The 23,824-nt window shown below is 72.2% G+C and carries 19 protein-coding genes and 1 tRNA gene; 9 read left to right on the top strand and 11 right to left on the bottom strand.

The window, feature by feature from the left end:
• Window positions 1–8 precede the first annotated feature (8 nt).
• Window positions 9–527 carry an SUKH-3 domain-containing protein gene (locus ACH4E8_RS09000; RefSeq protein WP_398445809.1) on the top strand — a complete coding sequence of 173 codons (519 nt, stop codon included), beginning with the start codon at window positions 9–11 and terminating at the stop codon, window positions 525–527.
• A gap of 718 nt (window positions 528–1,245) precedes the next feature.
• On the opposite strand, the gene ACH4E8_RS08995 is transcribed toward ACH4E8_RS09000, so the two are convergent.
• Window positions 1,246–2,580: a sensor histidine kinase gene (locus ACH4E8_RS08995; protein WP_398445807.1), complete on the bottom strand. Its 1,335-nt coding sequence runs from the start codon at window positions 2,578–2,580 to the stop codon at window positions 1,246–1,248.
• A gap of 173 nt (window positions 2,581–2,753) precedes the next feature.
• On the opposite strand from ACH4E8_RS08995, the gene ACH4E8_RS08990 reads away from it, so the two are divergent.
• From ACH4E8_RS08990 to pth, 5 genes are all read left to right on the top strand, one after another.
• Window positions 2,754–2,824, top strand: a tRNA-Gln gene (locus tag ACH4E8_RS08990).
• A gap of 111 nt (window positions 2,825–2,935) precedes the next feature.
• Entirely contained in the window at window positions 2,936–4,384 is a 1,449-nt protein-coding gene (gene glmU, locus ACH4E8_RS08985; protein WP_398445805.1) for a bifunctional UDP-N-acetylglucosamine diphosphorylase/glucosamine-1-phosphate N-acetyltransferase GlmU, read from the top strand.
• Window positions 4,385–4,513: 129 nt separating this feature from the next.
• Window positions 4,514–5,491, top strand: a complete 978-nt coding sequence (locus ACH4E8_RS08980; protein ID WP_398445803.1) for a ribose-phosphate diphosphokinase — start codon at window positions 4,514–4,516, stop codon at window positions 5,489–5,491.
• Window positions 5,492–5,692: 201 nt separating this feature from the next.
• Window positions 5,693–6,283, top strand: a complete 591-nt coding sequence (locus tag ACH4E8_RS08975) for a 50S ribosomal protein L25/general stress protein Ctc (RefSeq protein ID WP_398445802.1) — start codon at window positions 5,693–5,695, stop codon at window positions 6,281–6,283.
• 117 nt (window positions 6,284–6,400) lie between these two features.
• On the top strand, window positions 6,401–7,003 hold the full coding sequence (pth, locus tag ACH4E8_RS08970) for an aminoacyl-tRNA hydrolase (protein ID WP_398445800.1): 603 nt from the start codon (window positions 6,401–6,403) through the stop codon (window positions 7,001–7,003).
• 9 nt (window positions 7,004–7,012) lie between these two features.
• Here pth and ACH4E8_RS08965 read toward each other — a convergent pair whose 3' ends face one another.
• Window positions 7,013–7,642, bottom strand: coding sequence for a Uma2 family endonuclease (locus tag ACH4E8_RS08965; protein ID WP_398445798.1), 630 nt, complete (start codon window positions 7,640–7,642; stop codon window positions 7,013–7,015).
• Window positions 7,643–7,766: 124 nt separating this feature from the next.
• Entirely contained in the window at window positions 7,767–10,508 is a 2,742-nt protein-coding gene (ppc, locus tag ACH4E8_RS08960) for a phosphoenolpyruvate carboxylase (RefSeq protein WP_398445796.1), read from the bottom strand.
• A gap of 227 nt (window positions 10,509–10,735) precedes the next feature.
• Here ppc and ACH4E8_RS08955 point away from each other — a divergent pair, with 227 nt between their 5' ends.
• Both ACH4E8_RS08955 and ACH4E8_RS08950 read left to right on the top strand, forming a co-directional pair.
• Entirely contained in the window at window positions 10,736–11,791 is a 1,056-nt protein-coding gene (locus ACH4E8_RS08955; RefSeq protein WP_398445795.1) for an acyl-CoA desaturase, read from the top strand.
• Complete coding sequence (locus ACH4E8_RS08950) at window positions 11,788–12,471, top strand: TetR family transcriptional regulator (RefSeq protein WP_398445793.1); 684 nt, start codon at window positions 11,788–11,790, stop codon at window positions 12,469–12,471. Before ACH4E8_RS08955 ends, ACH4E8_RS08950 begins: the two co-directional genes overlap by 4 nt.
• Window positions 12,472–12,741: 270 nt before the next feature.
• Here ACH4E8_RS08950 and ACH4E8_RS08945 read toward each other — a convergent pair whose 3' ends face one another.
• Window positions 12,742–13,569, bottom strand: coding sequence for a trans-aconitate 2-methyltransferase (locus ACH4E8_RS08945; RefSeq protein ID WP_398445791.1), 828 nt, complete (start codon window positions 13,567–13,569; stop codon window positions 12,742–12,744).
• Between the two features lie 130 nt (window positions 13,570–13,699).
• Here ACH4E8_RS08945 and ACH4E8_RS08940 point away from each other — a divergent pair, with 130 nt between their 5' ends.
• On the top strand, window positions 13,700–14,197 hold the full coding sequence (locus tag ACH4E8_RS08940; protein ID WP_398445789.1) for a MarR family winged helix-turn-helix transcriptional regulator: 498 nt from the start codon (window positions 13,700–13,702) through the stop codon (window positions 14,195–14,197).
• Here the strand turns inward: ACH4E8_RS08940 and ACH4E8_RS08935 are convergent.
• The 7 genes from ACH4E8_RS08935 to ACH4E8_RS08905 form a co-directional block, all read right to left on the bottom strand.
• Window positions 14,156–14,947 carry a LuxR C-terminal-related transcriptional regulator gene (locus tag ACH4E8_RS08935; RefSeq protein ID WP_398446111.1) on the bottom strand — a complete coding sequence of 264 codons (792 nt, stop codon included), beginning with the start codon at window positions 14,945–14,947 and terminating at the stop codon, window positions 14,156–14,158. The genes ACH4E8_RS08940 and ACH4E8_RS08935 overlap by 42 nt on opposite strands.
• A gap of 378 nt (window positions 14,948–15,325) precedes the next feature.
• Complete coding sequence (gene galK / locus ACH4E8_RS08930; protein WP_398446110.1) at window positions 15,326–16,459, bottom strand: galactokinase; 1,134 nt, start codon at window positions 16,457–16,459, stop codon at window positions 15,326–15,328.
• Window positions 16,456–17,421 (bottom strand): UDP-glucose 4-epimerase GalE, encoded by a 966-nt coding sequence (galE, locus tag ACH4E8_RS08925; protein ID WP_398445788.1) that lies wholly within the window; start codon window positions 17,419–17,421, stop codon window positions 16,456–16,458. Before galE ends, galK begins: the two co-directional genes overlap by 4 nt.
• Complete coding sequence (gene galT / locus ACH4E8_RS08920) at window positions 17,418–18,470, bottom strand: galactose-1-phosphate uridylyltransferase (protein ID WP_398445786.1); 1,053 nt, start codon at window positions 18,468–18,470, stop codon at window positions 17,418–17,420. Before galT ends, galE begins: the two co-directional genes overlap by 4 nt.
• A 512-nt stretch (window positions 18,471–18,982) precedes the next feature.
• Window positions 18,983–19,657: a LuxR C-terminal-related transcriptional regulator gene (locus ACH4E8_RS08915; protein ID WP_398445784.1), complete on the bottom strand. Its 675-nt coding sequence runs from the start codon at window positions 19,655–19,657 to the stop codon at window positions 18,983–18,985.
• Window positions 19,658–19,909: 252 nt separating this feature from the next.
• Window positions 19,910–21,820, bottom strand: a complete 1,911-nt coding sequence (locus ACH4E8_RS08910; RefSeq protein ID WP_398445783.1) for a PQQ-binding-like beta-propeller repeat protein — start codon at window positions 21,818–21,820, stop codon at window positions 19,910–19,912.
• 88 nt (window positions 21,821–21,908) lie between these two features.
• A complete protein-coding gene (locus ACH4E8_RS08905; protein WP_398445781.1) occupies window positions 21,909–23,699 on the bottom strand; it encodes a PQQ-binding-like beta-propeller repeat protein in 1,791 nt (596 codons plus the stop codon).
• Window positions 23,700–23,824: the final 125 nt, after the last annotated feature.

Raw genomic sequence — 23,824 nt, 5'->3', positions numbered from 1 at the left:
CGCCCACCATGTCCGACGACCGCAACCACCACCACGCGAACCACAGCACCACCCGCTTCCCGGTCGGCGTCGACGCGGCGCTGCGGGAGGCGGGCTGGCAGCCCGGGCGCTGGGACATCAAGCTCGCCGAGCACTGGGCGGACGCCCTGCGCGCGTACGCCTCCCCGGCCGGTCACCGGCACGTCGTCTTCCCGGCGGCGGTGGAGGCGTGGGCGGAGTTCGGCGGCCTGCGGATCGCGGCGCTCGGCCCGGGCCGGCAGACGGCGCCGCCGCCGGAGATACGCGTGGACCCGCTGTACGGGCTGCACCTCGCCCGCACCCTGTCGGACCTGGGCCGTGCGCTGGACACGGAGATCGCGCCGCTGGGGGTGGAGGGGGAGGACCGGGCGGTGCTGGCGATCGACGCGGCGGGGCGGGTGTACAGCGTGGACCACACGGGCGACTGGTACCTGGGCGCGGACGTCGACGCCGCGCTTGCGCTGCTCCTGCTGGGCCACCAGCCCCAGCGCCTCGCGCTACCGAGCTAGCACCCGCCTCTGCGCCCCTTGCGCCGAGCTGCCCACGCCCTCGGGCATGCTCGCCGTTGCTCCGCGAGTGCGTTGGCCTCCGTGCCCCGGTGGCGGGTTGCTCGTGCAGTTCCGCCCCCCTACGCCCCGAGGGCGTGGGGGACCTCAGCGCCCCTGGGCAAGCTCGCCGTAACTCCGAAGGTTGATCGGCCTCTGCGGACCGTGCGTGGTTCTCGCGCAGTTCCCCGCGCCCCCAGACACCTCCGCCGTAACCCTGCACGAAAGATCAGTCACCGCGGACCGTGCGTGGTTCTCGCGCAGTTCCGCCCCCCTACGCCCAGAGGGCGTGGGGGGACACCTCCAGCGCCCCTGTTTCGCCGCCCCCTCACATTCACCTACTGGCCGGAGAACAGGGTTTTAGGGGCGCGGGGAACTGCGCGACAAGCCGCAGACGGTCTGTAGAGGCCGTCCAAACCTGCGGAGCAACGGCGAGCGCGCCCGGAGGGCATAGGTGGGGGTGCCCGCGTGCCCCCTTGCCCCCGTGCCCGCAGGGCACGGCGGGAGCAACTGCGCGAGCAACCCGCCACCGGGCCGCAGAGGCCAACGCACTCGCGGAGCAACGGCGAGGTTGCCAAGGTGTGCCGACGGGGCACCAGGTCGGCGAGGGCAAGGCCGCACGGGGCAGGGCACCCGCCACCTCGCGAGCTGGCCGCAGTCGGCGGGGCTTCCCGCCGGGGGGCTACTTCGTGGGGAGGACCGCCGAGACGCGGAAGCCGCCCGCGTCCGTCGGGCCCGACACGAACACGCCGCCCAGCGCCAGCACCCGTTCCCGCATGCCCACCAGGCCGTTGCCGCCGCTCGGCAGGTCCGGGCCGGGTGCGCCGCCGTCCGCCGCGTCCGGGGCGCCGTTCTCGACCTGCATCGCGACCTCCTCGTCGCGGTGCGCCAGCCGCACCCTGACCTTCGCCCCCGCCGCGTGCTTGTGCACGTTCGTCAGCGCCTCCTGGACGACGCGGAACGCGGTCTGCTCGACCTCCGCCGGATACGCCCGCACCTCGCCCTGGACGGCGAACTCGACGACCATCCCCGCCTGCCGGGACTGTCCGACGAGCACCTCCACGTCGGCGATGCTCGCGCTCCCCACACCGTCCCCGGCCCCGGCCGCCGCGGCGGCGGCGGCCGCTGCCGCCGCGCCCACCGCGGCCAGCGGCACCGCCGGCTTGCGCTCCTCCTCCGCGCCCGCGCGCAGCACGCCGAGCATCTCGCGCAGTTCGGTGAGCGCCTGGCGGCCCATGTCGCCGACGAGCGCCGCGTTCTTCACGGCCTTCTGGGGGTCCTTGAGCGCGACCGCCTGGAGGGCCGCCGCGTGCACCACCATCAAGCTGACGCGGTGCGCCACCACGTCGTGCATCTCGCGGGCGATCCGGGTGCGCTCCTCGGTGCGCGCCCACTCGGCCCGCTCCTCCGCCCGGTCCGCGAGGAGGGACAACTCCTGCTCCAGGCTGTCGGCGCGCTCCCGCAGGCTCTCCATGAGGCGGCGCCGCGCGCCGATGTAGAGGCCGAAGAGGATCGGCGGCAGCGTCATCGCGATCGCGACGAAGACCGACATCGTGGGGATGAACCAGGCGCCGGGGTCGACGTACTCCTCCCGGGGCACGTCCCGTATGTCGTTCTCCATCTCCACGTAGACCACGACGAGCGTGGCCACCAGAGACATGCCGCTGAGGGTGCCGATGATCCGCCTCGGCACGTCGGACGCGGCGAGCGTGTAGAGGCCGACGACGGTCAGCAGGTACCCCATCTGCGCGGGCGTGACCGCCACGGCGACCAGGACGACCGCGATCGGCCAGCGGCGCCGCACGGTCAGCACGGAGCCGACGAGGAGTCCGAAGACCACCGCGAGGGCGGTCGGGGTGCCGCTGCGCTCCGCGAAGTACGCCCCTTCGACGGCGCACTCGACGGCGGAGGCGATGCCGATCCCCACGTCCAGCGCGATGCTCCGCCGCCGTCCCCACCACAGCCAGGTACGGGTGGTGTCGCCCGTGGCGTCCTGGTGTGCCCCCGTTGTGGTCATGTCCTCCAGCCTACGGGCGGCCCGTACCGAAATTCCCAGCAGTTTCGTCGGTGATTCGCGCCTCTGTACGGGCTCCGGGGACAACACCGTCGCGGCGGGGGCGGGCGGTACGGCATAGTAGGGGCTGCTCCGGTGATTCGCGGTCGTGAGATCCGTGTCACCACGAGTGGCCTTCCCAGGTCGTCTAATGGCAGGACAAATGGTTTTGGTCCATTGAATGAGGGTTCGATTCCTTCCCTGGGAGCACCGCGAGGGCGGGTCCTGACCAGCAACGGTCCGGACCCGCCCTCATTTCGTCGGTAGGTGCCCTGGGTATCCTTCGGATGTCCACCACTCGAAGCCGAAGGGCATTCCCGTGAGCGCCAACCGCCCGGCAGCCGTCGTCGTCCTCGCAGCGGGTGAGGGCACCCGCATGAAGTCGAAGACCCCCAAGGTCCTGCATGAAGTCTGCGGGCGATCCCTCGTCGGACACGTCGTCAGCGCGGCGCGCGAGCTGGACCCGGAGCACCTGGTCGTGGTCGTGGGCCACGCCGCCGACCAGGTCGGGGCGCACCTGACGGATCGATACGCCGGCACCCGCACCGCCTTCCAGGCCGAGCAGAACGGCACCGGGCACGCGGTGCGCATCGCGCTGGAGGAGCTGGGGCAGAGCGTGTCGGGCACGGTCGTCGTGGTCTGCGGCGACACCCCTCTGCTGTCCGGCGCCACGCTGACCGCCCTCGCGGCGACCCACGCCGCCGACGGCAACGCGGTGACGGTGCTGACGGCCGAGGTCCCGGACGCCACCGGCTACGGGCGGATCGTGCGCGACGCGGCCACGGGCGCGGTGACCGCGATCGTGGAGCACAAGGACGCGACGGCGGAGCAGCGGGCGGTCCGGGAGATCAACTCCGGGGTGTTCGCCTTCGACGGGCAGCTCCTCGCGGACGCGCTGGGCAAGGTGCGCACGGACAACAGCCAGGGCGAGGAATACCTCACCGACGTCCTGGGCATCCTGCGCGAGGCGGGGCACCGCGTGGGCGCCTCGGTGGCGGACGACCACCGCGAGATCCTCGGCATCAACAACCGGGTCCAGCTCGCCGAGGCCCGCCGGCTGCTGAACCAGCGCCTGCTGGAGCAGGCGATGTTGGCCGGCGTCACCGTGGTGGACCCGTCGTCCGTACTCGTCGACGTCACCGTAAGTTTCGAGCCAGACGCAGTGGTCCACCCCGGCACCCAGCTGCTGGGCGTCACCCATCTCGGGGAGGGTTCGGAAGTGGGTCCCAACACCCGCCTGAGGGACACCTCCGTGGGCGCCGGCGCCCGGGTGGACAACACGGTCGCGGACCGCGCGGAGATCGGCCCCGAGGCGTCGGTCGGCCCGTTCGCGTATCTGCGTCCCGGCACCCGGCTCGGCACGAAGTCCAAGGCCGGGACATACGTGGAGATGAAGAACGCGACGATCGGCGAGGGCACCAAGGTGCCCCACCTGTCGTACGTGGGCGACGCCACCATCGGCGACTACACCAACATCGGTGCGGCCAGCGTCTTCGTGAACTACGACGGCGAGGCCAAGCACCACACCACGATCGGCTCCCACTGCAAGACGGGGTCGGACAACATGTTTGTGGCTCCCGTCACGGTCGGGGACGGCGCCTACACCGCGGCGGGGTCCGTGATCACCAAGGACGTCCCCGCCGGCTCGCTGGCCGTCGCCCGCGGCCAGCAAAGGAATATCGAGGGCTGGGTGGCCCGCAAGCGCCCCGGCAGCGCCGCGGCCCAGGCCGCGGCGGCCGCTGTCGAGAAGCCCTCCGGAGACCTCTGAAGAACCTCTGACGAGAACTGACCGGAAACAGGTGCGCCGAACTGGGCGTACCGTGATACGTGCACACATTCGGCTGGCCCGCGATCACCCTGTCCGCGGCCAGAGAACACCCTCTGAGGAGACAGTGCTGTGACCGGGATCAAGACGACCGGCGAGAAGAAGCTCATGCTCTTCTCCGGCCGCGCCCACCCCGAGCTGGCCGAGGAAGTCGCGCATCAACTGGGTGTCGGCCTGGTGCCGACCAAGGCATTCGACTTCGCCAACGGCGAGATCTACGTCCGCTTCCAGGAGTCCGCACGAGGTGCGGACTGCTTCCTGATGCAGAGCCACACGGCCCCCATCAACAAGTGGATCATGGAACAGCTGATCATGATCGATGCGCTGAAGCGGGCCTCCGCGCGCAGCATCACCGTGATCGTGCCGTTCTACGGCTACGCCCGCCAGGACAAGAAGCACCGCGGCCGCGAGCCGATCTCCGCCCGGATGATCGCCGATCTGATGAAGACGGCGGGCGCGGACCGGATCCTCACGGTGGACCTGCACACCGACCAGATCCAGGGCTTCTTCGACGGCCCGGTGGACCACCTCTTCGCGCTGCCGGTCCTCGCGGACTACGTGGCCGCGAAGGTGGACCCGGCCAAGCTGACGGTGGTCTCCCCCGACGCCGGTCGCGTCCGGGTCGCCGACCGCTGGTGCGACCGGCTGGGCGCGCCGCTGGCGATCGTCCACAAGCGCCGTGACAAGGACGTCGCCAACCAGGTGACCGTGCACGAGGTCGTCGGCAACGTCGAGGGCCGGGTCTGCGTCCTGGTCGACGACATGATCGACACCGGTGGCACCATCTGCGCCGCTGCGGACGCGCTGTTCGCCAACGGCGCGGAGGACGTCATCGTCACCGCCACGCACGGCGTGCTCTCCGGCCCGGCCGCGGACCGCCTGAAGAACTCGAAGGTGAGCGAGTTCGTCCTCACCAACACCCTGCCGACCCCCGGCGAGCTGGAGCTCGACAAGATCACGGTGCTGTCCATGGCGCCGACGATCGCCCGCGCGGTGCGCGAGGTCTTCGAGGACGGCTCGGTGACCAGCCTCTTCGAGGAGCAGGCGTAGCCCGCACCCCGCCTGTGAAAGGGCCGTGACCTGTCGTTTTCGGCGGTCACGGCCCTTTCGCGTAGACTGCTGGGGTTGCTCGGCGAGGGAGGCCGCACCGCGTGTGCGGCGGTCCGTTATCGACGCGCTCTTCGCATCAGGCGTAGCAGGCCGGTCACGGCCGGGTGACCCAGGTATCCGTCTGTTGCATGAGGAGTGCACATGTCCGAGGTGAAGCTCGCCACGAGCGTCCGCACCGAGTTCGGCAAGGGCGCCGCCCGCCGCGTCCGCCGCGAGAACAAGGTCCCCGGCGTTCTCTACGGCCACGGCACCGACCCGGTCCACCTGACCCTGCCCGGCCACGAGCTGCTGCTCGCGCTGCGCACGCCGAACGTCCTGCTCTCCCTGGACATCGACGGCAAGAGCGAGCTGGCCATCCCGAAGGCCGTCCAGCGCGACCCGCTGAAGGGCTTCCTGGAGCACGTCGACCTGCTCCTGGTCAAGCGCGGCGAGAAGGTCAACGTCGAGGTCCCGGTCAACGCCGAGGGCGACCTGGCCCCCGGTAACTACCTGCTGGAGCACGTCCTGAACGCGCTGCCGGTCGAGGCCGAGGCCACCCACATCCCCGAGGCCGTCACCGTCTCCGTCGCGGGCCTGGAGGCCGGTGCCTCCATCCTGGCCAAGGACATCACGCTGCCGTCCGGCGTGACCCTGGCCGTCGACGAGGACGCGGTCGTCCTCCAGGTCCTGGCCGCGCAGGCCGAGGAGCCCGCCGCCGAGACCGAGGGCGAGGGCGAGACCGCCGAGGCGTGATCACGCCCCGTCGCTCGTGACAGGTCGCCGCTCGTGCCCCGCCCGGGGTGCGGGCGGCGCTCCCCTTTCCAGGCTCCCCTTTCCAGGCTCCCCTTTCCAGATGGAGACGATCCGCAGATGACGACGCCCCCCGACCCCGGTGCGCCCTGGCTGGTCGTGGGCCTCGGCAACCCCGGGCCCGGCTACGCGGCGAACCGCCACAACGTGGGCTTCATGGTCGCCGACCTGCTCGCAGAGCGCGTCGGCGGTACGTTCAAGCGCGCCCAGAAGGCCCAGGCGCAGGTCCTGGAGGCGCGCATCGGCCCGCCCGGCCCGTCGAGCCGGCGCGTGGTGCTGGTGAAGCCGACGTCGTACATGAACCTCTCCGGCGGCCCGGTGACCGCGCTGCGGGACTTCTACAAGGTCCCCACCGCGCACGTGGTCGCCGTCCACGACGAACTCGACATCGACTACGGCACCCTCCGCCTCAAGCTGGGCGGCGGCGACAACGGCCACAACGGCCTGAAGTCCATCACCAAGTCGCTGGGCAGCGACTACCACCGGGTGCGCTTCGGCATCGGCCGCCCGCCAGGTCGGATGCAGGTCGCCGACTTCGTCCTGAAGGACTTCTCGTCCACCGAACGCAAGGAGCTCTCCTACTTCGTGGACCGCGCGGCGGACGCGGTGGAGAGCCTGGTCTCGGAGGGCCTGGAACGCGCCCAGAGCGCGTACAACTCCTGACCACGGCCCCTACAGGTCGTCGACCGCCGTCAGGTCGATGACCGCGCCGAAGGGACCGTCCACCTTCAGCTCGTCGTGGTGGATGCCCCGCAGGACGTACGTCTTGGCCAGCGGGTCGAGTTCGTAGACCCGCACGACCGGGCGCATGCCGGTGCCCGAGCGGTCCACCAGCCAGAAGTGCGGGATGCCCGCGGCGGCGTATTTGTGCGGCTTGGTGTCCGTGTCGCGCGCCTTGGACTCCGGAGAGACCACCTCGACGGCGAGCAGTACCTCCTCCGCTTCGAAATGGGTCACGTCGGGGCCTGTGGCACCGGCGCGGACCACGCAGACATCAGGCTCGGGGCCGTTGCGCTTGTCGAGGACGACGGTCATCTCGCGGCGCACCTTGAGTTGACTCGGTGCACTCGCGCGCAGACCCGCGACGAGCAGGTCGATCACGACACCGTGAAAGTCACGCTGCGGACTCACGAACACCAAGCTCCCGTCCATCAACTGCGTATGCGGCGGGAGGTCGGGCAACGTGAACAGATCATCCACGGTGTAGCCGTCCAAAGGCGGCATTGGCCAACGGACGCCCGACCCGGTCGCCCCCGTCAACTCCGTCGGCACGGTCGTCTCGGGGATCGGCTCAGCGGTCATCGTTCCTCCCATGGACGGGATCTTGGCCTACCCCTTCCACGGTATCGGCACGCTTCCGCCCCCATCACCGCATCAGGTGACGGGGGCGGAAGCCGTTGACGTCCGGCAGGCGTCGGCTTCGGCGTCAGCCGGTGTTGCGCAGGCCCGCCGCCACGCCGTTGACCGTGAGCAGCAGGGCGCGGGAGAGCAGCGGGTCCGGCTCCTCGCCGCGGCCCGCCGCCTCGCGCTGGCGGGCCAGCAGGGAGACCTGGAGGTAGGAGATCGGGTCCAGGTACGCGTCCCGGATCGCGAAGGTCTGCTGGAGCACCGGGTGCGGGTCGAGCAGGCGCTGACCGCCGGTGATCTTCAGGACCTCGCTGACCGTCAGCTCGTGCTCCGCCTCGATCGTCGCGAACACGTGCTTCAACTCCTGCGGCACCAGCGTGTCCACGTAGTGCCGGGCGATCCGCAGGTCCGTCTTGGCGAGCGTCATCTCCACGTTCGCCAGGAAGTTGCGGAAGAAGTGCCAGTGCTCGTGCATCTCGTCGAGCACGGTGTCCAGACCGGCTTCCCGCAGCGCCTTGAGGCCCGAGCCCACGCCGAACCAGCCGGGCACGATCTGCCGCGACTGGGTCCAGCCGAAGACCCACGGGATGGCCCGCAGCCCGTCGAGGCCCGCGCCCGAGTCCGGGCGGCGGGACGGCCGGGAGCCCAGGTGCAGCTCGGCGAGCTGGTCCACCGGGGTGGAGGCGAAGAAGTACGCCGGCAGGTCCGGGTCCTCCACCAGCCGTCGGTACGCCGCGTGCGCCGCGTCCGAGACCGTGTCCATCGCCGCGTCCCAGCGGGCCAGCGCCTCCACCGACTGGCGGGGCGCGGTGTGCAGCGCCGACGCCTGGAGCGTGGCCGCCACCGTCAGCTCCAGGTTCTCCCGGGCCAGCGAGGGGATCAGGTACTTGTCGGAGATGACCTCGCCCTGCTCGGTCACCTTGATCTCGCCCTCCAGCGTGCCCCAGGGCTGCGCCAGGATCGCGTCCGCGGTGGGGCCGCCACCGCGGCCGACGGTGCCGCCGCGGCCGTGGAAGAGCCGCAGCCGCACGCCGTGCCGGTGCGCCACGTCGCGCAGTCGGCGCTGCGCCCGGTGGATCTCCCACTGGGAGGTGGTGATGCCGCCGAACTTGGACGAGTCCGAGTAGCCGAGCATGACCTCCTGCACGTCGCCCCGCAGGGAGACCAGCCGCCGGTAGGACGGGTCGGAGAGCATGTCGTCGAGGATGACGTCGGCCGCGCGCAGCTCGTCCGTGGTCTCCAGCAGCGGCACGATCCCGATCTTCGCCCAGCCGCCGTGCAGGTCGAGCAGGCCGGCCTCGCGGGCGAGGACGGCCGCGGCGAAGACGTCGTCCGCGCCCTGGCACATGGAGATGATGTACGACTCGATGACCTCGGGCCCGAAGCGCTCGAACGCCTGCTGCACGGTGTGGAAGACGCCGAGGGTCTTCTGTCCGGCCGCGTCCAGCGGCGCGGGCGTGGGCGCCAGCGGCCGGCGCGAGCGCAGCTCCTTGGCCAGCAGCTTCTGCCGGTACTCGCGCGGCATGTCCGCGTACCGCCAGGACTCTTCGCCGAGCCGGTCGAAGAGCTGGCCGAGCGCGTGGTGGTGCGCGTCCGCGTGCTCGCGCACGTCCATCGTGGCGAGTTGGAGGCCGAACGCGGAGAGCGTGCGGATGGTGCGCTCCAGCCGGCCGTCGGCGAAGAGCCCGCCGCGGTGCGCGCGCAGCGACGACTGGATCAGGGTGAGGTCGGCCAGCAGTTGGGTGGTGCCGAGGTAGTCGCGGCCGGGCTCGTGCTTGGTGCCCTTCGCCAGCCGGGTCCGGGTGTTGTGCAGCTTCTGCTGGACGCAGGTGGCCTTCAGGCGGTACGGCTCCTCCGCGTTGAGGCGCTTGTAGCGGGGGCTGATCTCGGGCAGCGCCGCGAGGTCGTCCTCCAGGGAGGCCAGCAGCTCGTCGGTGGCGCCGGTGTAGCGGATCGAGTTCGACAGCAGTCCGCGCAGCGAGTCGACGAGTTCGAGCGCGTCGGTGATGCCGTGCTCGTGCTGGAGGATCAGCACCTCCCAGGTGACGTCCGGGGTGACGTTCGGGTTGCCGTCGCGGTCGCCGCCGATCCAGGTGCCGAAGGTCAGCGGGCGGGTGCCGGCGGGCAGCGGGACGCCGACCCGCTCCAGCTCGGCCGCGAGGTCCTCCAGGACGTCCCCGACGGCGCCGGCGTGCAGTTCGTCGAGGTAGTAGATCGCGTTGCGGGCCTCGTCGGCGGGCTCGGGGCGGACCACCCGCAGCTCGTCGGTCTGCCAGATCAGGTCGATGTTCTCCGCGAGCCGCAGGTCGCAGCGGCGCCGGTCGGCGCTGCCGGCGCCGCCGGCCGCGTCCTGGTCCAGCAGTGCGGCGATCCGACGCAACTTGTTGAGGACGGAGCGCCGGGCGGCCTCGGTGGGGTGGGCGGTGAAGACGGGTCGCACGTTCAGGTTGCCGACGGTCTGGCGCAGGTGCTCGGGGTCGGCGTCCTTGAGGAGGTCCGCGGTGCGGGCCAGCAGCCCGCCCTCGGCGGCCCGCCGCTCGCGCATCTCCTTGCCGCGGTGCACCTGTTCGGTGACGTTGGCGAGGTGGAAGTAGGTGGAGAACGCGCGTACCAGCTTGGCCGCGGTCTCCAGGTCGGTGTCGCCCAACAACTGCGCCGCCGCCTCCCCGTCGCTGCGGGTCAGGGCGCGGACGCGCTCGACGAGGTCCAGCAGTTCTCGGCCCTCCTGACGGACGATGGTCTCGCCCAGGAGGTCGCCCAGTCGGCGGATGTCGGCCCGGAGTTCGGCGCTGGCCGTGGATGTCTGGTCGGCACTGCTCACAGGTGCTGCTCCTTGCGGTGTTTGAGCACGTCTGGAGGGGTACTGGAGTCGGCGGACCGCGCTGTCCGGCACGTTCCAGGATAGGTGTCCGCCGGCTGGCGCCGTCTGGAGGGGCTCTTGCCGCGCCGCTGCGCGCTGCCATACTTACGTTGCCGTAGGTTACGCATCCGTAGCACGGCAGGTATGTGGATCTTCCACCCCATCTCACACCCCCCAGGGGACCTTCCATGACGACAAGCCCCGACCTCCTCGACGACGTCCCGGACGCAACAGCGGACGGGACCGCGGTAGGGAGCGCCGAGGGGAGAGCGACGGCTGCCGACGCCGCGGGAGCCGGGGCCGTCGGCTCCGCCACCCTCGGCGGGGACGACAAGCGGTCGATCGAGCAGATCACCCTGCTGCTCTTCATCACGGTTCCCTTCCTCGCCCTGGTCGCCGCGGTGCCGCTGGCCTGGGGCTGGGGGGTGAGCTGGCTGGACCTCGGGCTGCTGGTGGCGATGTACTTCATCGGCTGCCACGGCATCACGGTCGGCTTCCACCGCTACTTCACCCACGGCTCCTTCAAGGCCAAGCGCCCGCTGCGGATCGCCCTGGCGATCGCCGGCTCCCTCGCCGTCGAGGGCCCGGTGGTGCGCTGGGTGGCCGACCACCGCAAGCACCACAAGTTCTCGGACGCGGAGGGCGACCCGCACTCGCCGTGGCGGTACGGGGAGACCGTGCCCGCACTGCTCAAGGGCCTGTGGTGGGCGCACATCGGCTGGATGTTCAACGTGGAGCAGACGTCGCAGCACAAGTACGCGCCGGACCTGGTGAAGGACCCGGACGTGCGGCGGATCTCGCGCCACTTCGTCTTCTACACCGCGCTCTCGCTGTTCTTCCCGGCCCTGGTCGGCGGGCTGGTGACGATGGAGTGGTGGGGTGCGTTCACCGCGTTCTTCTGGGGCTCGCTGGTGCGGGTGGCGCTGCTGCACCACGTGACGTGGTCGATCAACTCGATCTGCCACGCGGTGGGCAAGCGGCCGTTCCGATCACGTGATCGTTCGGGCAACGTGTGGTGGCTCGCGGTGCTGTCCTGCGGCGAGTCCTGGCACAACCTGCACCACGCCGATCCGACCGCCGCCCGCCACGGTGTGCTGCGCGGACAGCTCGATTCCAGTGCGCGGCTGATCCGCTGGTTCGAGAAGCTGGGGTGGGCGTACGACGTCCGCTGGCCGAGCGAGGCCCGCATCGAGGCCAAGCGGGACACCGGCCGACGACCCGTCGGGGCCAGCGACACGGCATGATGGACGACGTGGCGACGGACGGCAGCAGTAGCACGGAGAAGACCAGGTCATCGGTGCGGCGTACGCGCCGGGTGCGGATGACGGGCGCGGAGCGCCGCGAGCAGCTGCTGGACATCGGCCGCGCACTCTTCGCGGACAAGGGCTTCGAGGGCACTTCGGTGGAGGAGATCGCCGCGAAGGCGGGCGTCTCCAAGCCGGTGGTGTACGAGCACTTCGGCGGCAAGGAGGGGCTGTACGCGGTCGTCGTCGACCGGGAGATGCGCCAGTTGCTGGACATGGTGACGGGCGCGCTGACCGCCGGGCATCCACGGGAGCTGCTGGAGCAGGCCGCGTTCGCCCTGCTCGACTACATCGAGCGGTACACGGACGGTTTCCGGATCCTGGTCCGGGACTCGCCGGTGGCCCAGTCGACGGGCACCTTCGCCTCGCTGATCAGCGACATCGCGACCCAGGTCGAGGACATCCTCGGCATGGAGTTCAAGAACCGGGGCTTCGATCCCAAGCTGGCACCGCTGTACGCGCAGGCGCTGGTGGGGATGGTCGCGCTGACCGGCCAGTGGTGGCTGGACGCCCGCCGCCCGAAGAAGGCGGAGGTCGCCGCGCACCTGGTGAACCTGGCCTGGCACGGCCTGGACGGTCTGGAGCAGAAGCCGCGCCTGATAGGCCACCGCAAGAACTGAGGCCGGGGACACGGCCGCCGTCTCCCTGCGGGGTGCGTTGGTCTCCGCGGCCCGTCTGTGGCTTGTCGCGCAGTTCCCCGCGCCCCTGTTGTGCCTCCCCCGCCATTTGCCTGCGGGCGAGGGTTTGGGGGCGCGGGGAACTGCGCGACAAGCCACAGACGGGCCGCAGACGCGACGACACAGCCCGCCGCACGGCGGGACCGCGCCCACGCCAAGCAGATGCGCTGCCGGAACGGGCGGCGCCCGCCCGATACGGATCGCGCCGCGCGGTCAGGCCGGGGGCTTGCGGGCCACCGCGAAAATGCGGCGGAAGGGGAAGACCGTGCCGTGCGGGCCCGGCGGGTAGGCGTCGCGCAGCAGGGCCCGGTACTGGTCGAGGAATTCGTCAACCGCTCCGGCGTCGTCGCCGAGTTCGGTGAGGATCGGCCGCAGCGCGGTGCCCTTGACCCAGTCGAGGACGGGGTCGTCGCCGGTGAGCACCTGGAAGTAGGTGGTCTCCCAGGTGTCCGTGGCGCACCCCAGGTCGGTGAGGCGCACCAGGTAGTCGGCGGGGTCGAGCACGTAGGTGTAGTCGCGGCCCCGGCCGCCGAGGCGCCGGCGCCACTGCGGCAGCCCGCAGAGGGTGCCGAGGAGGGCGTGGCTGGGCGCGGTGTAGTTGCCGGGCACCTGGAAGGCGAAGGTGCCGCCGGGGACGAGGCCGTCGATCCAGCGGGCGAAGGACTCCGGGTGGTTGGGCACCCACTGGAGGGCGGCGTTGGAGACGATCAGGTCGTACGGCTCGTCCGGCGTCCAGTGCGCGGCGTCGGCGGGGCGGAAGTCCAGCCAGCCGCCGCCGCTGGTGGCGCCGGCGTGGTCCTTCTCGGCCCGGTCGAGCATGTCGGGCGAGTTGTCGAAGCCGGTGATCCGGGCGTCGGGCCAGCGCTCGGCGAGCAGCGCGGTGACGTTGCCCGGGCCGCAGCCGACGTCAGCTATGCGCGGCGCGCGGCCGCCGGTCGCAGGGAGGTCCGGAATCCGTCCTAGCAGATCCAGGAAGGGTCGGGTCCGATGACCTGAGTGGCGCAGGTACTGACGGGGGTCCCAGATGGGTGCAGTCGGCATGGTTCGTGCCCCCTAGCAAGATCGTTTGGCCGAAACGGAACGGGTCCGGCCCGTCCATGCCCAAGACTCACGCGAAATATCTCTTGACGTCAAGAGACTTCATGTCGACAGACCCTCTACACTGATCGTCATGGAGGACGAGGTCGATCGACTGGTCGCGGCGTGGCGCCGTGAGCGCCCCGACCTCGACGTGGAACCGCTGGAAGTGCTGAGCCGGGTCTCCCGGCTGGCCCGCCATCTCGACCGGGCGCGCCGCATCGCCTTCTCCGAGCACGACCTGGAGCCGTGGGAGTTCGACGTCCTGACGTCGCTGCGGCGCGCCGGCGCGCCCTATCAGCTCTCCCCCGGGCAGTTGCTCACCCAGACCCTGGTGACCTCGGGCACCATGACCAACCGCATCGACCGGCTGGCCAAGCGCGGCCTGGTCGAGCGGCTGCCGGACCCCTCCGACCGGCGCGGCGTGCTGGTGCGGCTCACCCCCGAGGGGCGGGACCGCGCGGACCGGGCGCTCGCGGGGCTGCTGGCCCAGGAGCGGGCGATCCTGGTGGAGCTGTCCGGCGCGCAGCGGGCCGAGTTGGCCGCGCTGCTACGCCAGCTGACCGCCCCGTTCGACAACGTCCCCGGCTAGGTCCACCGGGCCGACGCCGGCGCGTCTGGCCAGCGCCACCGCTGCCAGCGTCGAGTGCACGCCGAGCTTTCCGAGCACGTTCTGCATGTGCGTACGGACGGTGTGCGGCGACAGGAACAGGCGCTCGGCGACCGCCTTGCGCCCCAGGCCCGCCACCATGCACCGCAGCACCTCGCGCTCGCGCGGGGTGAGCGACTCCACCAGCCGCTCGCTCTCCGTGCGGTGCTTGCGCGCGGCCGTCAGCTCCCGCAGCACACCGGTGAGCAGCGCGGGCGGCAGATGCGTCTCGTCCCGCAGCACGCCCCTGATCACGGCCAGCAGTCGCTGGAGCGAACAGTCCTTGGCGACCCAGCCGGAGGCGCCGGCCTGGAGCGCGAGGGCGGCGCGGTGCGGGTCGTCCTTCTCGGCGAGGACCACGCAGTGCACCGCGGGCTGGCCGGAACGCACCCCCGCGACGAGCGAGAGCCCGTCCAGGATGCTCACGACCGCGTGTTCGCCCTCGTCGGGGACGGCCCGGGCGACGGCGGCCCGGCCGCCCGGCGGATGGGGCGCGCCCACCCCGAGGTCGCCGTCGACGAGCATCACGTCGAACGGGCGGCCGTCGGCCGCCGCCCGCTCCAGACATCGCAGCGCGGCAGGTCCGCTGCCCGCCGCCGCCACGTCGACGTCGGGCTCGGCCGCCAGCGCGGCGGCCAGGGACTCGGCGAAGATTCGGTGGTCGTCCACCACCAGGACCCGGATACGGATCACAGACACACCCCCTGTGTCGGAGGACGGCTCGGGCTCGGATACGCCGCCCGACCGGGCTCCAGCCCGCCCGGCCGCCGCCGCGCAGTGACTGATACCCCACCCCGGGCGTCGTACCCCGCTGTCCTGTCCCCTGATCAACGCCGGCCCCCACCGGCGTTGAGCATCAGGGTACGGGCGGTGGGCGGAAGCGGAAGTGTATTTGCACAACTGATGACCAGGGCATGGGACAGTCCATCCGCTCGGATCGAGGCGCGGTGTGCCTACGGGGGTGGCTGCGCCGGGTGGGGCGGTTGGTGTCGAAGGAGCCGAACGGAAATCGGCCACCTGTCCCGTGCGACGCGAACCCTCGACGCGAACCCGTACGGCTGCCCGACGGTGTCAGGACAGCCGCCGGGCGCCGGGCGACGCCGCGGCCCGGAACCAGCGCGGCGGTGCGTACGACGCCGCGGCGAACGCCGCCGCGACCGCCTCCCCCACCTGCTCCTCGGCGCCCCGTGCCACCAGCGCCAGCACGGAGCCGCCGAAGCCGCCGCCCGTCATCCGGGCGCCCAGTGCGCCGGCCGCGAGGGCGGTGGCCACCGCGAGGTCCACCTCGGGGCAGGAGACCCGGAAGTCGTCGCGCAGCGATGCGTGGCCCGCGGTCAGGACCGGGCCCAGCGCCGGCAGGTCACCCGCCATCAGCAGGTCGACGGCGTGCAGCACCCGGGCGTTCTCGGTGACGACGTGCCGCACCAGGCCCCGGGCGGCGGCGTCCGGCAGCCGGCGCAGCGCCGCGGCCAGCTCGCCGTGCGGCACGTCGCGCAGCGCCCGTACGCCCAGTGTGCGCGCCGCGGCCTCGCAGCCCGCGCGGCGCCGACCGTACTCGCCGTCCGCGTGGGCGTGCTGGACGCGGGTGTCGACGACGAGGAGCGCGAGGCCGTGCGCGGCGGGGTCGAAGGGGACGTGGCGCCGCGTCAGGTCGCGGGTGTCCAGGAAGAGGGCGTGGCCCGGGGTGCAGCACGCCGAGGCCGCCTGGTCCATGATCCCGGTGGGGGCGCCGACGTACGCGTTCTCCGCGCGGCGGCACAGCACCGCCAGCGCCCCGCCCGTCAGGCCCAGCCCGTACAGGTCGTTCAGGGCGAGGGCGCAGGCGACTTCCAGCGCCGCCGACGAGGACAGCCCGGCGCCGGGCGGCACGGTCGACGCGAAGGTGACCTCCGCGCCGCCCACCGGGTGGCCCGCGTCCCGCAGCGCCCAGACGACGCCGGCCGCGTAGCCGGCCCAGCCGCGCGGCCCGCGCCCGGGCTCCAGCGCGTCGACCCGTAGCTCGACGGCGCCTTCGCCACCGCCGGCCGCGGCCGGGAAGCACAGCCGCAGCAGTCCGTCGTCACGGCGCGCGGCGGCCACGGTGACCTGCTGGGGCAGCGCGAAGGGCAGCACGAAACCGTCGTTGTAGTCGGTGTGTTCGCCGATCAGGTTCACCCGGCCCGGGGCCGCCCACTCCCCGGCGCGCACCGCGTCGACCCCGGTCATCGCGGCCGCGCCTGGGCGAAGCGCCACGCGTCGGCGACGATGGTCGTCAGGTCGGGGCGGGCCGGGGTCCAGCCGAGCCGTTCGCGGGCGGCGTCGGCGGAGGCGACGAGGACGGCCGGGTCGCCGGGGCGCCGCCCGGCGACGGCTTCGGGCACCTCGCGGCCGGTGACCTGCCGCACCGCCGCGATCACCTCGCGCACGGAGAAGCCTTTGCCGTTGCCGAGGTTGCAGATCAGGTGCTCGCCGGGCCGGGCGGCGGCCAGGGCGAGCAGGTGCGCATCGGCGAGGTCGGCGACGTGGATGTAGTCGCGCACGCAGGTGCCGTCGGGCGTCGGGTAGTCGTCGCCGTACACCGCGATCGACGAGCGGCGGCCGAGGGCGACGTCCAGGACCAGCGGGATCAGATGGGACTCGGGGTCGTGCCGCTCGCCCAGGTCGCCGTAGGCCCCGGCCACGTTGAAGTAGCGCAGCGAGACCGCGGCCAGGCCGTGGGCGCGCGCCTCGCCGGCGATCATGTGGTCCACGGCGAGCTTCGTCGCGCCGTACGGGCTGGTCGGCGCGGTCGGGTCGGACTCGGTGACCGGGGTGCCGGCCGGTTCGCCGTAGGTCGCGGCGGTGGAGGAGAAGACGAGGGTGCGGACCCCGGCCGTGCGCATCGCGGCGAGCAGCGCCATCGTGCCGCCGACGTTGTTCTCCCAGTACTTCTCCGGGTGCACGACGGACTCGCCGACCTGGGAGTACGCGGCGAAGTGCAGCACCGCGGCGAAGGAGGCGTCCAGCCACTTGGCGGCGTCACGGACGTCGCCCTCGACGAACTCCGCGCCCGCGGGCACGCCTTCGCGGAACCCGGTGGACAGGTCGTCGAGCACGACGACCTCGTGGCCCGCCTCCAGCAGGTGGCGCGCCACCACGCCGCCGACGTAGCCCGCCCCGCCGGTCACCAGGTACTTGTGCTCGCTCATCCGCTTGCCGCCTCCCGCAGTCGCCGTGCCGCGGTCTCCGGCGGCACGTCATTGATGAACACGCTCATACCGGATTCGGACCCCGCCAGGTGCTTCAGCTTGCCGACGGCCCGTCGGATCGTGAAGAGTTCGAGATGGAGCCCGAACGCCGCACGTCCGGCGGCGCGGTAGGGCGCCTGGTGCCAGGCGGAGACGTACGGCGTGGGCGCCTGGCCCGCTCCGAAGAGCCGGTCGAAGCGCCTGAGCAGCTCCAGGTAGACCCCGGGGAACTCGGTGCGCGCGGCGTCGTCGAGTGCGCGGAGGTCGGGGACGCGGCGGCGGGGGTAGAGGTGCACCTCGTACGGCCAGTGCGCCGCGTACGGCACGAAGGCGACCCAGTGGTCCGCGCCGATGACCACCCTCGTTCCTTCGGCGACCTCGCGCGCCACGACGTCGTCGAAGAGGTTCCGCCCGGTGCGCTCCCGGTGCGCCGCGGCGGAGCGCAGCATCTGCGCGGTGCGCGGGGTGACGAACGGGTACGCGTAGATCTGCCCGTGCGGGTGCCCGAGGGTGACGCCGATCTCGGCGCCCCGGTTCTCGAAGCAGTAGACCTGCTCGACCTGCCGCAGCGCGGCGAGTTCAGCGGTCCGGTCGGTCCACACGTCGAGCACGAGCGCGGCGCGCTCCTCGTCGAGGTCGGCGAAGGAGGCGTGGTGGTCGGAGGTGAAGCAGACGACCTCGCAGCGGCCGGTGGGGCCGGCGAGGGAGGGGAAGCGGTTCTCGAAGACGACGACGTCGTAGTCCGCCGCGGGGATCTCGCTGAGCCGTCCGTCCCGCGAAGGACACAGCGGGCACTCGTCCGCGGGCGGCAGGTACGTCCGGCCCTGCCGGTGCGACGCGATGGCGACGGAGTCGCCGAGGAGCGGGTCGCACCGGATCTCGGCTGCGGTGGCGCCGGGCGGTTCAAGCGCGAGCGGGCGGCGGTCGACGGCGTCGCGGGGGGTGTGGTGGCGGGTGTCGTAGTAGACGAGTTCGCGCCCGTCGGCGAGCCGGGTGGAGGTCTTCTTCACCGGAGGCGCCCCCTAACTTATCCAACACAACCCAACACAGAAACAACCACAACCCAACACTCGCCGTCAACGAGCGGGGTCGCTCGCGCTGTGCGGTGGGCCGTGGGCCTGGGGCGGTGGCGACCTCGCCGTTGCTCCGCGGGCGCGTTGACCTCTGCGGCCTGGTGGTGGTTGTTCGCGCAGTTCCCCGCGCTCTGTGCCCCCCTAGGCACACCCACCGTAGTTCCACAGGCGCATCGGCCCCTACCGCCCGGTGGGGGTTGTTCGCGCAGTTCCCCGCGCCCCTAAAACCCCTGCCCTCAGCCGGCAACCGAATGACGGGAGCAGCGGATCAGGAGCGCTGGAGCCCCGGTCCGCAGACAGTCGACGGGGCAGCGAAACAGGTGGCGTCGGGGGGCCGCCTCCCCGCAGGGCACAGGGCCCGGAACCGTGCGAGCAGGCACGAATCGCCCGCGGAGGGCAACGCGCCCGCCGGGCAACGGCGAGGTTGCCAGAGGGCCGGGGCGGGTGGGTCAGACCGTGCCGGGGGACGCGCGGTCCAGGAGGCCCGTGCGCGCGGCCAACGCGGCCGCTTCCAGGCGGGAGCCCACACCCAGCTTCATCAGGACCCGCTGCACGTGCGTGCGCGCCGTGCTCGGGGCGATGCCCATGCCCACCGCGATCAGCCGGGTGTCCTCGCCCTCCGCCACCCGCACCAGCACCTCCACCTCCCGCGGCGTCAGCAGCCGCAGCAGTCGCTGGCCCTCGTCGTCGGGCTGGGCGACCGGGTTCAACAGGTCCGCGAACGCGCCCTGGAGCAGCGTCGGGGCGACCACCGCCTCCCCCGCCCGCGCCTTGATCAGCGCGCGCTCCACGCCTTCGATCCGCTCGTCGTGGCGCACGTACCCGGACGCGCCCGCCGCGAACGCCGCGGCTATCCCGCGGGGGTTGGGCACCGGGCCGAGCACCACCACCGCCACCTGCGGCCGCTCCCGCTTGATCCGTACGACCGGGTCGAAGGCGCCCGGTTCCGCCGGTGCCGCCGTGCCGAGCAGGCACACCTCGGGCGCGCGCGCCACCACCAACTCCGCCGCGCCCGCCGCAGGCGCCGTCGCGGCGAGCACCCGGTGCCCGCGCAGCTTGAGCGCCGAGGCGAGCGCCTCGGCGTGCAATCGGTGGTCGTCGACCACCATGAGCCGCACGCCCATCGAGCTCCTCCCATCCCCGGCGTCCCGCCGTCCCGGCGTCACGTGCCCCGGCAAGCTACACGCTCGTTCGGCTCCGCGCGCCCCCATATGCCGCAATCGCACGAGTGCCCCGTGACCGAAAGGCGACCAAAAGGCGGCGACCCGACGCCCGGAATTTCCGGTGCGTCGGGTCGCTACTGTCCCACGAGTCAACCCGTTCCGGGGCAGGACGGGGAATTCCGCAGGATCTTAAGGGACTTCCGGGGTCGTTATTCAGTCGGCTGTCGAGTATGCAATGGACAACCACCGCCGGGAGGCGTCGCCGCCCGATCCCTTGTTCAGCAGAACCGAGCTGATGTACAAACGGCCGTCTTCGTAAACGTACTCGGCGTAGTCGGAGGAGAAACTGGTCTCCGCCTCCTGCGTCGGCTTGCTGTCCGGGTTCTCCATGAGCACGGTCTCCTTGAGCGTGGTGCCGTGCAGGGAGACGACCTGACCGCCCTTGGCGTAGGGCGGTTCCTTGTACGCGATCACGTTCCCGCCGTCCATGCGGATCGGGAACATGGTGAACTTCTCGCCCGCGTCCGCCCGGCCCGACAGCGGCTTTCCGGTGTTCAGGTCGAAGGAGACGATGGAGTTGGTGCGGCCGTACGACTCGCCCGACGCCTGGGTCTCGGCGGTCGGCAGATAGATCCGGCCGTTGCCGACCACGACCTTGACGCAGGATTCGACCTCGGTGGAGCGGCAGCGCGCCTCGTACTTGTCGCCGGTCGCCGAGATCTTCGCCTTCAGCGCGCCCTTGTCGTCGATCGAGAAGAAGTCGGAGATGCCGAACTTCCCGGTGTCGCCGACATCCGCCGCCACCACCAGCGGCTTGCTGCTGATGACGCTGGCGTACTCGACGCCGGCCGGCATCTTGTACGAGAAGCGGGGCTTGCCGTTCGTCGGGTCCAGCGGCTCGATGGTGAGCTGCTCGTTGTTGTAGTCACCGCACTTGCGGACCGCCACCAGCTCGGCCCCGCCGGCGTACCCCTGGTCCTCGCACTCGTCCGCGTTGGCCGTGGGCTTCCAGAGCACCTTGCCGGTGTTCAGGTCGAAGGCCGCGCCGCCGTAGAGGCTGCCCGCGGCCACCGTGGTGCCGGACTGGGTGACCTCGGAGAACCGGATCTTGCGGTCGCCGCTGGTGTCGGAGGTGACGGAGGCGGACCACAGCAGCTTGCCGTTCGCCATGTCGATGACGCCGACCTCGGTGCACGGCAGGAAGTTCTTCGTGCCGGACCCGGTGCGCTTGCCGTCCTCGAAGAGGACCGCGGCCTTGTTGTCGTCGGACTTGTGGCGCGAGGCCCCGCAGATCTGGCCGGGCAGCGGGATCTGCCAGAGCTGGCTGCCCTTGTCGCGGTCGTAGCCGACGACCGAGTTCAGGTGCGGCTTGACGAACGCCTTGTCCGTGGCCCAGGAGCCGTCGAAGCTGGTGACGTCCGTCAGCGGCGGCGGAGCCAGTTGGAAGGCGACGCGGGACTTGACGTCGTCGGGCGCCTTCTCCTTGCCGTCGCCGTCGGCCGCCGAGCCCTCGCCCTTGTCGTCCCCCTTGTCACGGCCCTTCTTGGAGCCGGACGAGGAGGTGTCGTTCTTCTTGCCGTCGTCCTGCGTGACGGCGTACACCACGCCGCCGCCGACGATGAGCACCACGGCGGCGACCGCGGCGACGACGATCTTCAGTTGGGTGGTCATCCCCTTGCGGGGCGGCTGCGGCGCGGGCGGCGGGGTCGGGAAGCCGCCCGGGCCGGCGGGTCCGCCGGGGCCCTGCGGAAAGCCGTAGCCGTACCCCTGCGGCTGCTGGGGCTGCTGCGGCTGGCCCGGGTAGCCGTACGGCGCGGCGGCCGGCGGCGACTGCGGATAGCCGTAACCGGGCGGTGCCTGCGGCGGGAACCCGGGCTGGCCCTGGGGCGCCTGAGGCGCCGGAGGTCCCTGCGGCGCCTGCGCGGGCGGGGCGGGCGGCGGACCGGGAGGTCCGGGAGGTCCGGGCGGCGCCGGCACGGCCGGCTGCGCGGGCTGGGTCGGCGGCTGCGGCGGCGACGCCGGCGGCGGACCGAACCCGCCCGGCGGCGGGGTCTGCGGCGCACCGAACCCACCGCCCTGCGGCGGCTGGTTGGGCGGCGGGGGCGGAGACGGAGGCTGTGTCATGACTGGTGTCCTTGGAAGTCGCCCTCGGAATGGACCTTTCGAGGGCACGGGAAGCAGGAGTTCGTGCGGACCACGGCGGCGGGCGCGCTCACTTGCCGAACGCGAGCATCGTCGTCGTCTCCGCCTCCGCCTTGTCGTCCCGGGCGCTCACCCGGCCCGAGGCGAGGAAGAGCCGGCCGTCGGCGTAGACCAGGCGCGGCGAGTAGAGCGAGTTCTCGGCCTCCGCCGCACCGTCCGGGTGTTGCAGGACGACCTGCGGCGCGCCGCCGGCCGGGGCGATGGCGGCGACCGCGCCGCCCTTGTCGTACGACGGCTCCCGGTAGACCGCGAGCCGGTCGCCGTCCATCCGCAGCGGGACGACCGAGGTCTCGCCGCCCGCGGGCGCGCGCCAGATCGGCTTCCCGGTGTCGAGGTTGAAGGCGACGACCTCGTTCGCCCCGCCGGCGCGGGCGGGCGCGGTGCCCAGGTAGAGGTTGCGGGCGTCGGCGACGACTCCGGTGCACCCCTCCAGGTTCTGGCCGAAGACCACGAAGGAACCGCCGCACCGGACCTGGAACTTGTCCTTGCCGCCGGCGATCTGCGAGCGCAGCTTGCCGTCGGACCGCAGCGCCAGCACGGTCCAGCCCTTGGGTTCGCGCCGGGTCAGCGAGATCACGATCGGGTCGGCCGAGTAGACCTTGTCGATCTCCCAGCCGATGGGGGTGCTGTACGTCCACTTCGCCCTGCCGGTGGTCGGGTCGACCTCCTGGAGCTGGTGGCGCGGCTTGTTGTAGTCCTTCGTCGGGCAGCTGACCGCGGCCAGCAGCTTCGGTCCGCCCGCGTAGGAGAAGGGCTTGCAACCGGACGCGGGGCTCTTGAAGAGTTCGCGGCCGTCGGCGAGCGAGAAGCCGTACGACACCCCGGTGCCGCCCGCGGCGAGGGTGGTGCCGGCGATGGTGAGCGTGTGGTCGGACAGGCCGAGGAAGCCGTCCACCTCCGGGATCGCCTTCTGCCAGCCGGCCTTGCCCGCGGCGACATCGATCATCTGGAGGTTGCGGCACTTGGCCTTGTCGGTGGGGCCGTTCTTGTAGCCGACGACGACCTTGCCGTCGGCGGACGGCTGCGGCGTGGCGGAGCACGCCTCGTTCTCCAGCGGCACGGTCCACTTGACCCGGCCGTCGGTCACCGAGTAGCCGACGACCTGCTTGTACATCGCCTTGACGACGGTGTCGCCGACGACCCACGGGCCGAAGACCTCGGCGCCGGAGCGCGGCAGGTCGACGTCGTTCTTGATCCGGAAGAGGGCCTTGGCGTCGCCGGGTCCGCTCCCGGCGTTGAGGTCCTCGTCGCCCTCGCCGAGGCCGGCGCCGGTGCCGGTGCCCCCGCCCGTGGAGGCGGCGGCGGAGCCGGACGGCTCGGGGTCGGTGCCCTGGCTCGGCGTGCCCTGCCCGCCGCCCTTGGCGTCCGCGCCGCCGTCGTCACCGCTGAGGGCGACGTACGTACCGCCGCCGATGACCAGCAGCGCGGCGACGGAAGCGGCGACGATGACCGCGGCCCGGCCCTTGAAGCGGCCGCCGCCCCGGGGCGGGAGCGGTGCGGGCGTCGTCGGCGGGCCCGGGTAGGCGCTCTGGTACGGCCCGGGGTAGGCGCCCTGTTGGTGCGGTGCGTCCGCGCCGGGGTGGCCGTAGGGTCCGGGCGCCGGCTGGTACGGACCCGGCTGCTGGCCGTAGGGCCCGGCGGGCTGCGGTGCGTACGGGCCGGGCTGACCGGCCTGCGGGGCGCCGCCCGGGTAGCCGTACCCGGCCGGCGGCGACGGAGGCGCGACCGGCGGCGGTACGAACGGGGGCGCGGCGGGCGGTATCGGCGGTGTGGGAGGCGGTGCCTGCGGCGGCGGAGGCACCTGAGGTCCTTGGGCCCCCTGCGGGGCCCCGGGTTCCGGAGGACCATAGGCGTCCGGGGACGCTCCGAAGCCCCCCGACGGTGGTTGGTTGGGCGGCTGAGACATCAGCGCATCCCCCTTCGTGC

This window comes from Streptomyces sp. NPDC017979, from assembly GCF_044328175.1.
Classification (GTDB): Bacteria; Actinomycetota; Actinomycetes; order Streptomycetales; family Streptomycetaceae; genus Streptomyces.
The sequence above is the reverse complement of the archived record's forward strand: the minus strand, read 5'-3'. Positions and strand labels throughout refer to the sequence as shown.

Bases quoted from the DNA above. Each gene is read 5' to 3' on its own strand.
- ACH4E8_RS09000 (WP_398445809.1), top strand. From the start codon at position 9: ATGTCCGACGACCGCAACCACCACCACGCGAACCACAGCACCACCCGC.
- ACH4E8_RS08995 (WP_398445807.1), bottom strand. From the start codon at position 2,580: ATGACCACAACGGGGGCACACCAGGACGCCACGGGCGACACCACCCGT.
- ACH4E8_RS08975 (WP_398445802.1), top strand. From the start codon at position 5,693: ATGTCCGAGGTGAAGCTCGCCACGAGCGTCCGCACCGAGTTCGGCAAG.
- pth (WP_398445800.1), top strand. From the start codon at position 6,401: ATGACGACGCCCCCCGACCCCGGTGCGCCCTGGCTGGTCGTGGGCCTC.
- ACH4E8_RS08965 (WP_398445798.1), bottom strand. From the start codon at position 7,642: ATGACCGCTGAGCCGATCCCCGAGACGACCGTGCCGACGGAGTTGACG.
- ACH4E8_RS08955 (WP_398445795.1), top strand. From the start codon at position 10,736: ATGACGACAAGCCCCGACCTCCTCGACGACGTCCCGGACGCAACAGCG.
- ACH4E8_RS08950 (WP_398445793.1), top strand. From the start codon at position 11,788: ATGATGGACGACGTGGCGACGGACGGCAGCAGTAGCACGGAGAAGACC.
- ACH4E8_RS08945 (WP_398445791.1), bottom strand. From the start codon at position 13,569: ATGCCGACTGCACCCATCTGGGACCCCCGTCAGTACCTGCGCCACTCA.
- ACH4E8_RS08940 (WP_398445789.1), top strand. From the start codon at position 13,700: ATGGAGGACGAGGTCGATCGACTGGTCGCGGCGTGGCGCCGTGAGCGC.
- galK (WP_398446110.1), bottom strand. From the start codon at position 16,459: ATGACCGGGGTCGACGCGGTGCGCGCCGGGGAGTGGGCGGCCCCGGGC.
- galE (WP_398445788.1), bottom strand. From the start codon at position 17,421: ATGAGCGAGCACAAGTACCTGGTGACCGGCGGGGCGGGCTACGTCGGC.
- ACH4E8_RS08915 (WP_398445784.1), bottom strand. From the start codon at position 19,657: ATGGGCGTGCGGCTCATGGTGGTCGACGACCACCGATTGCACGCCGAG.
- ACH4E8_RS08910 (WP_398445783.1), bottom strand. From the start codon at position 21,820: ATGACACAGCCTCCGTCTCCGCCCCCGCCGCCCAACCAGCCGCCGCAG.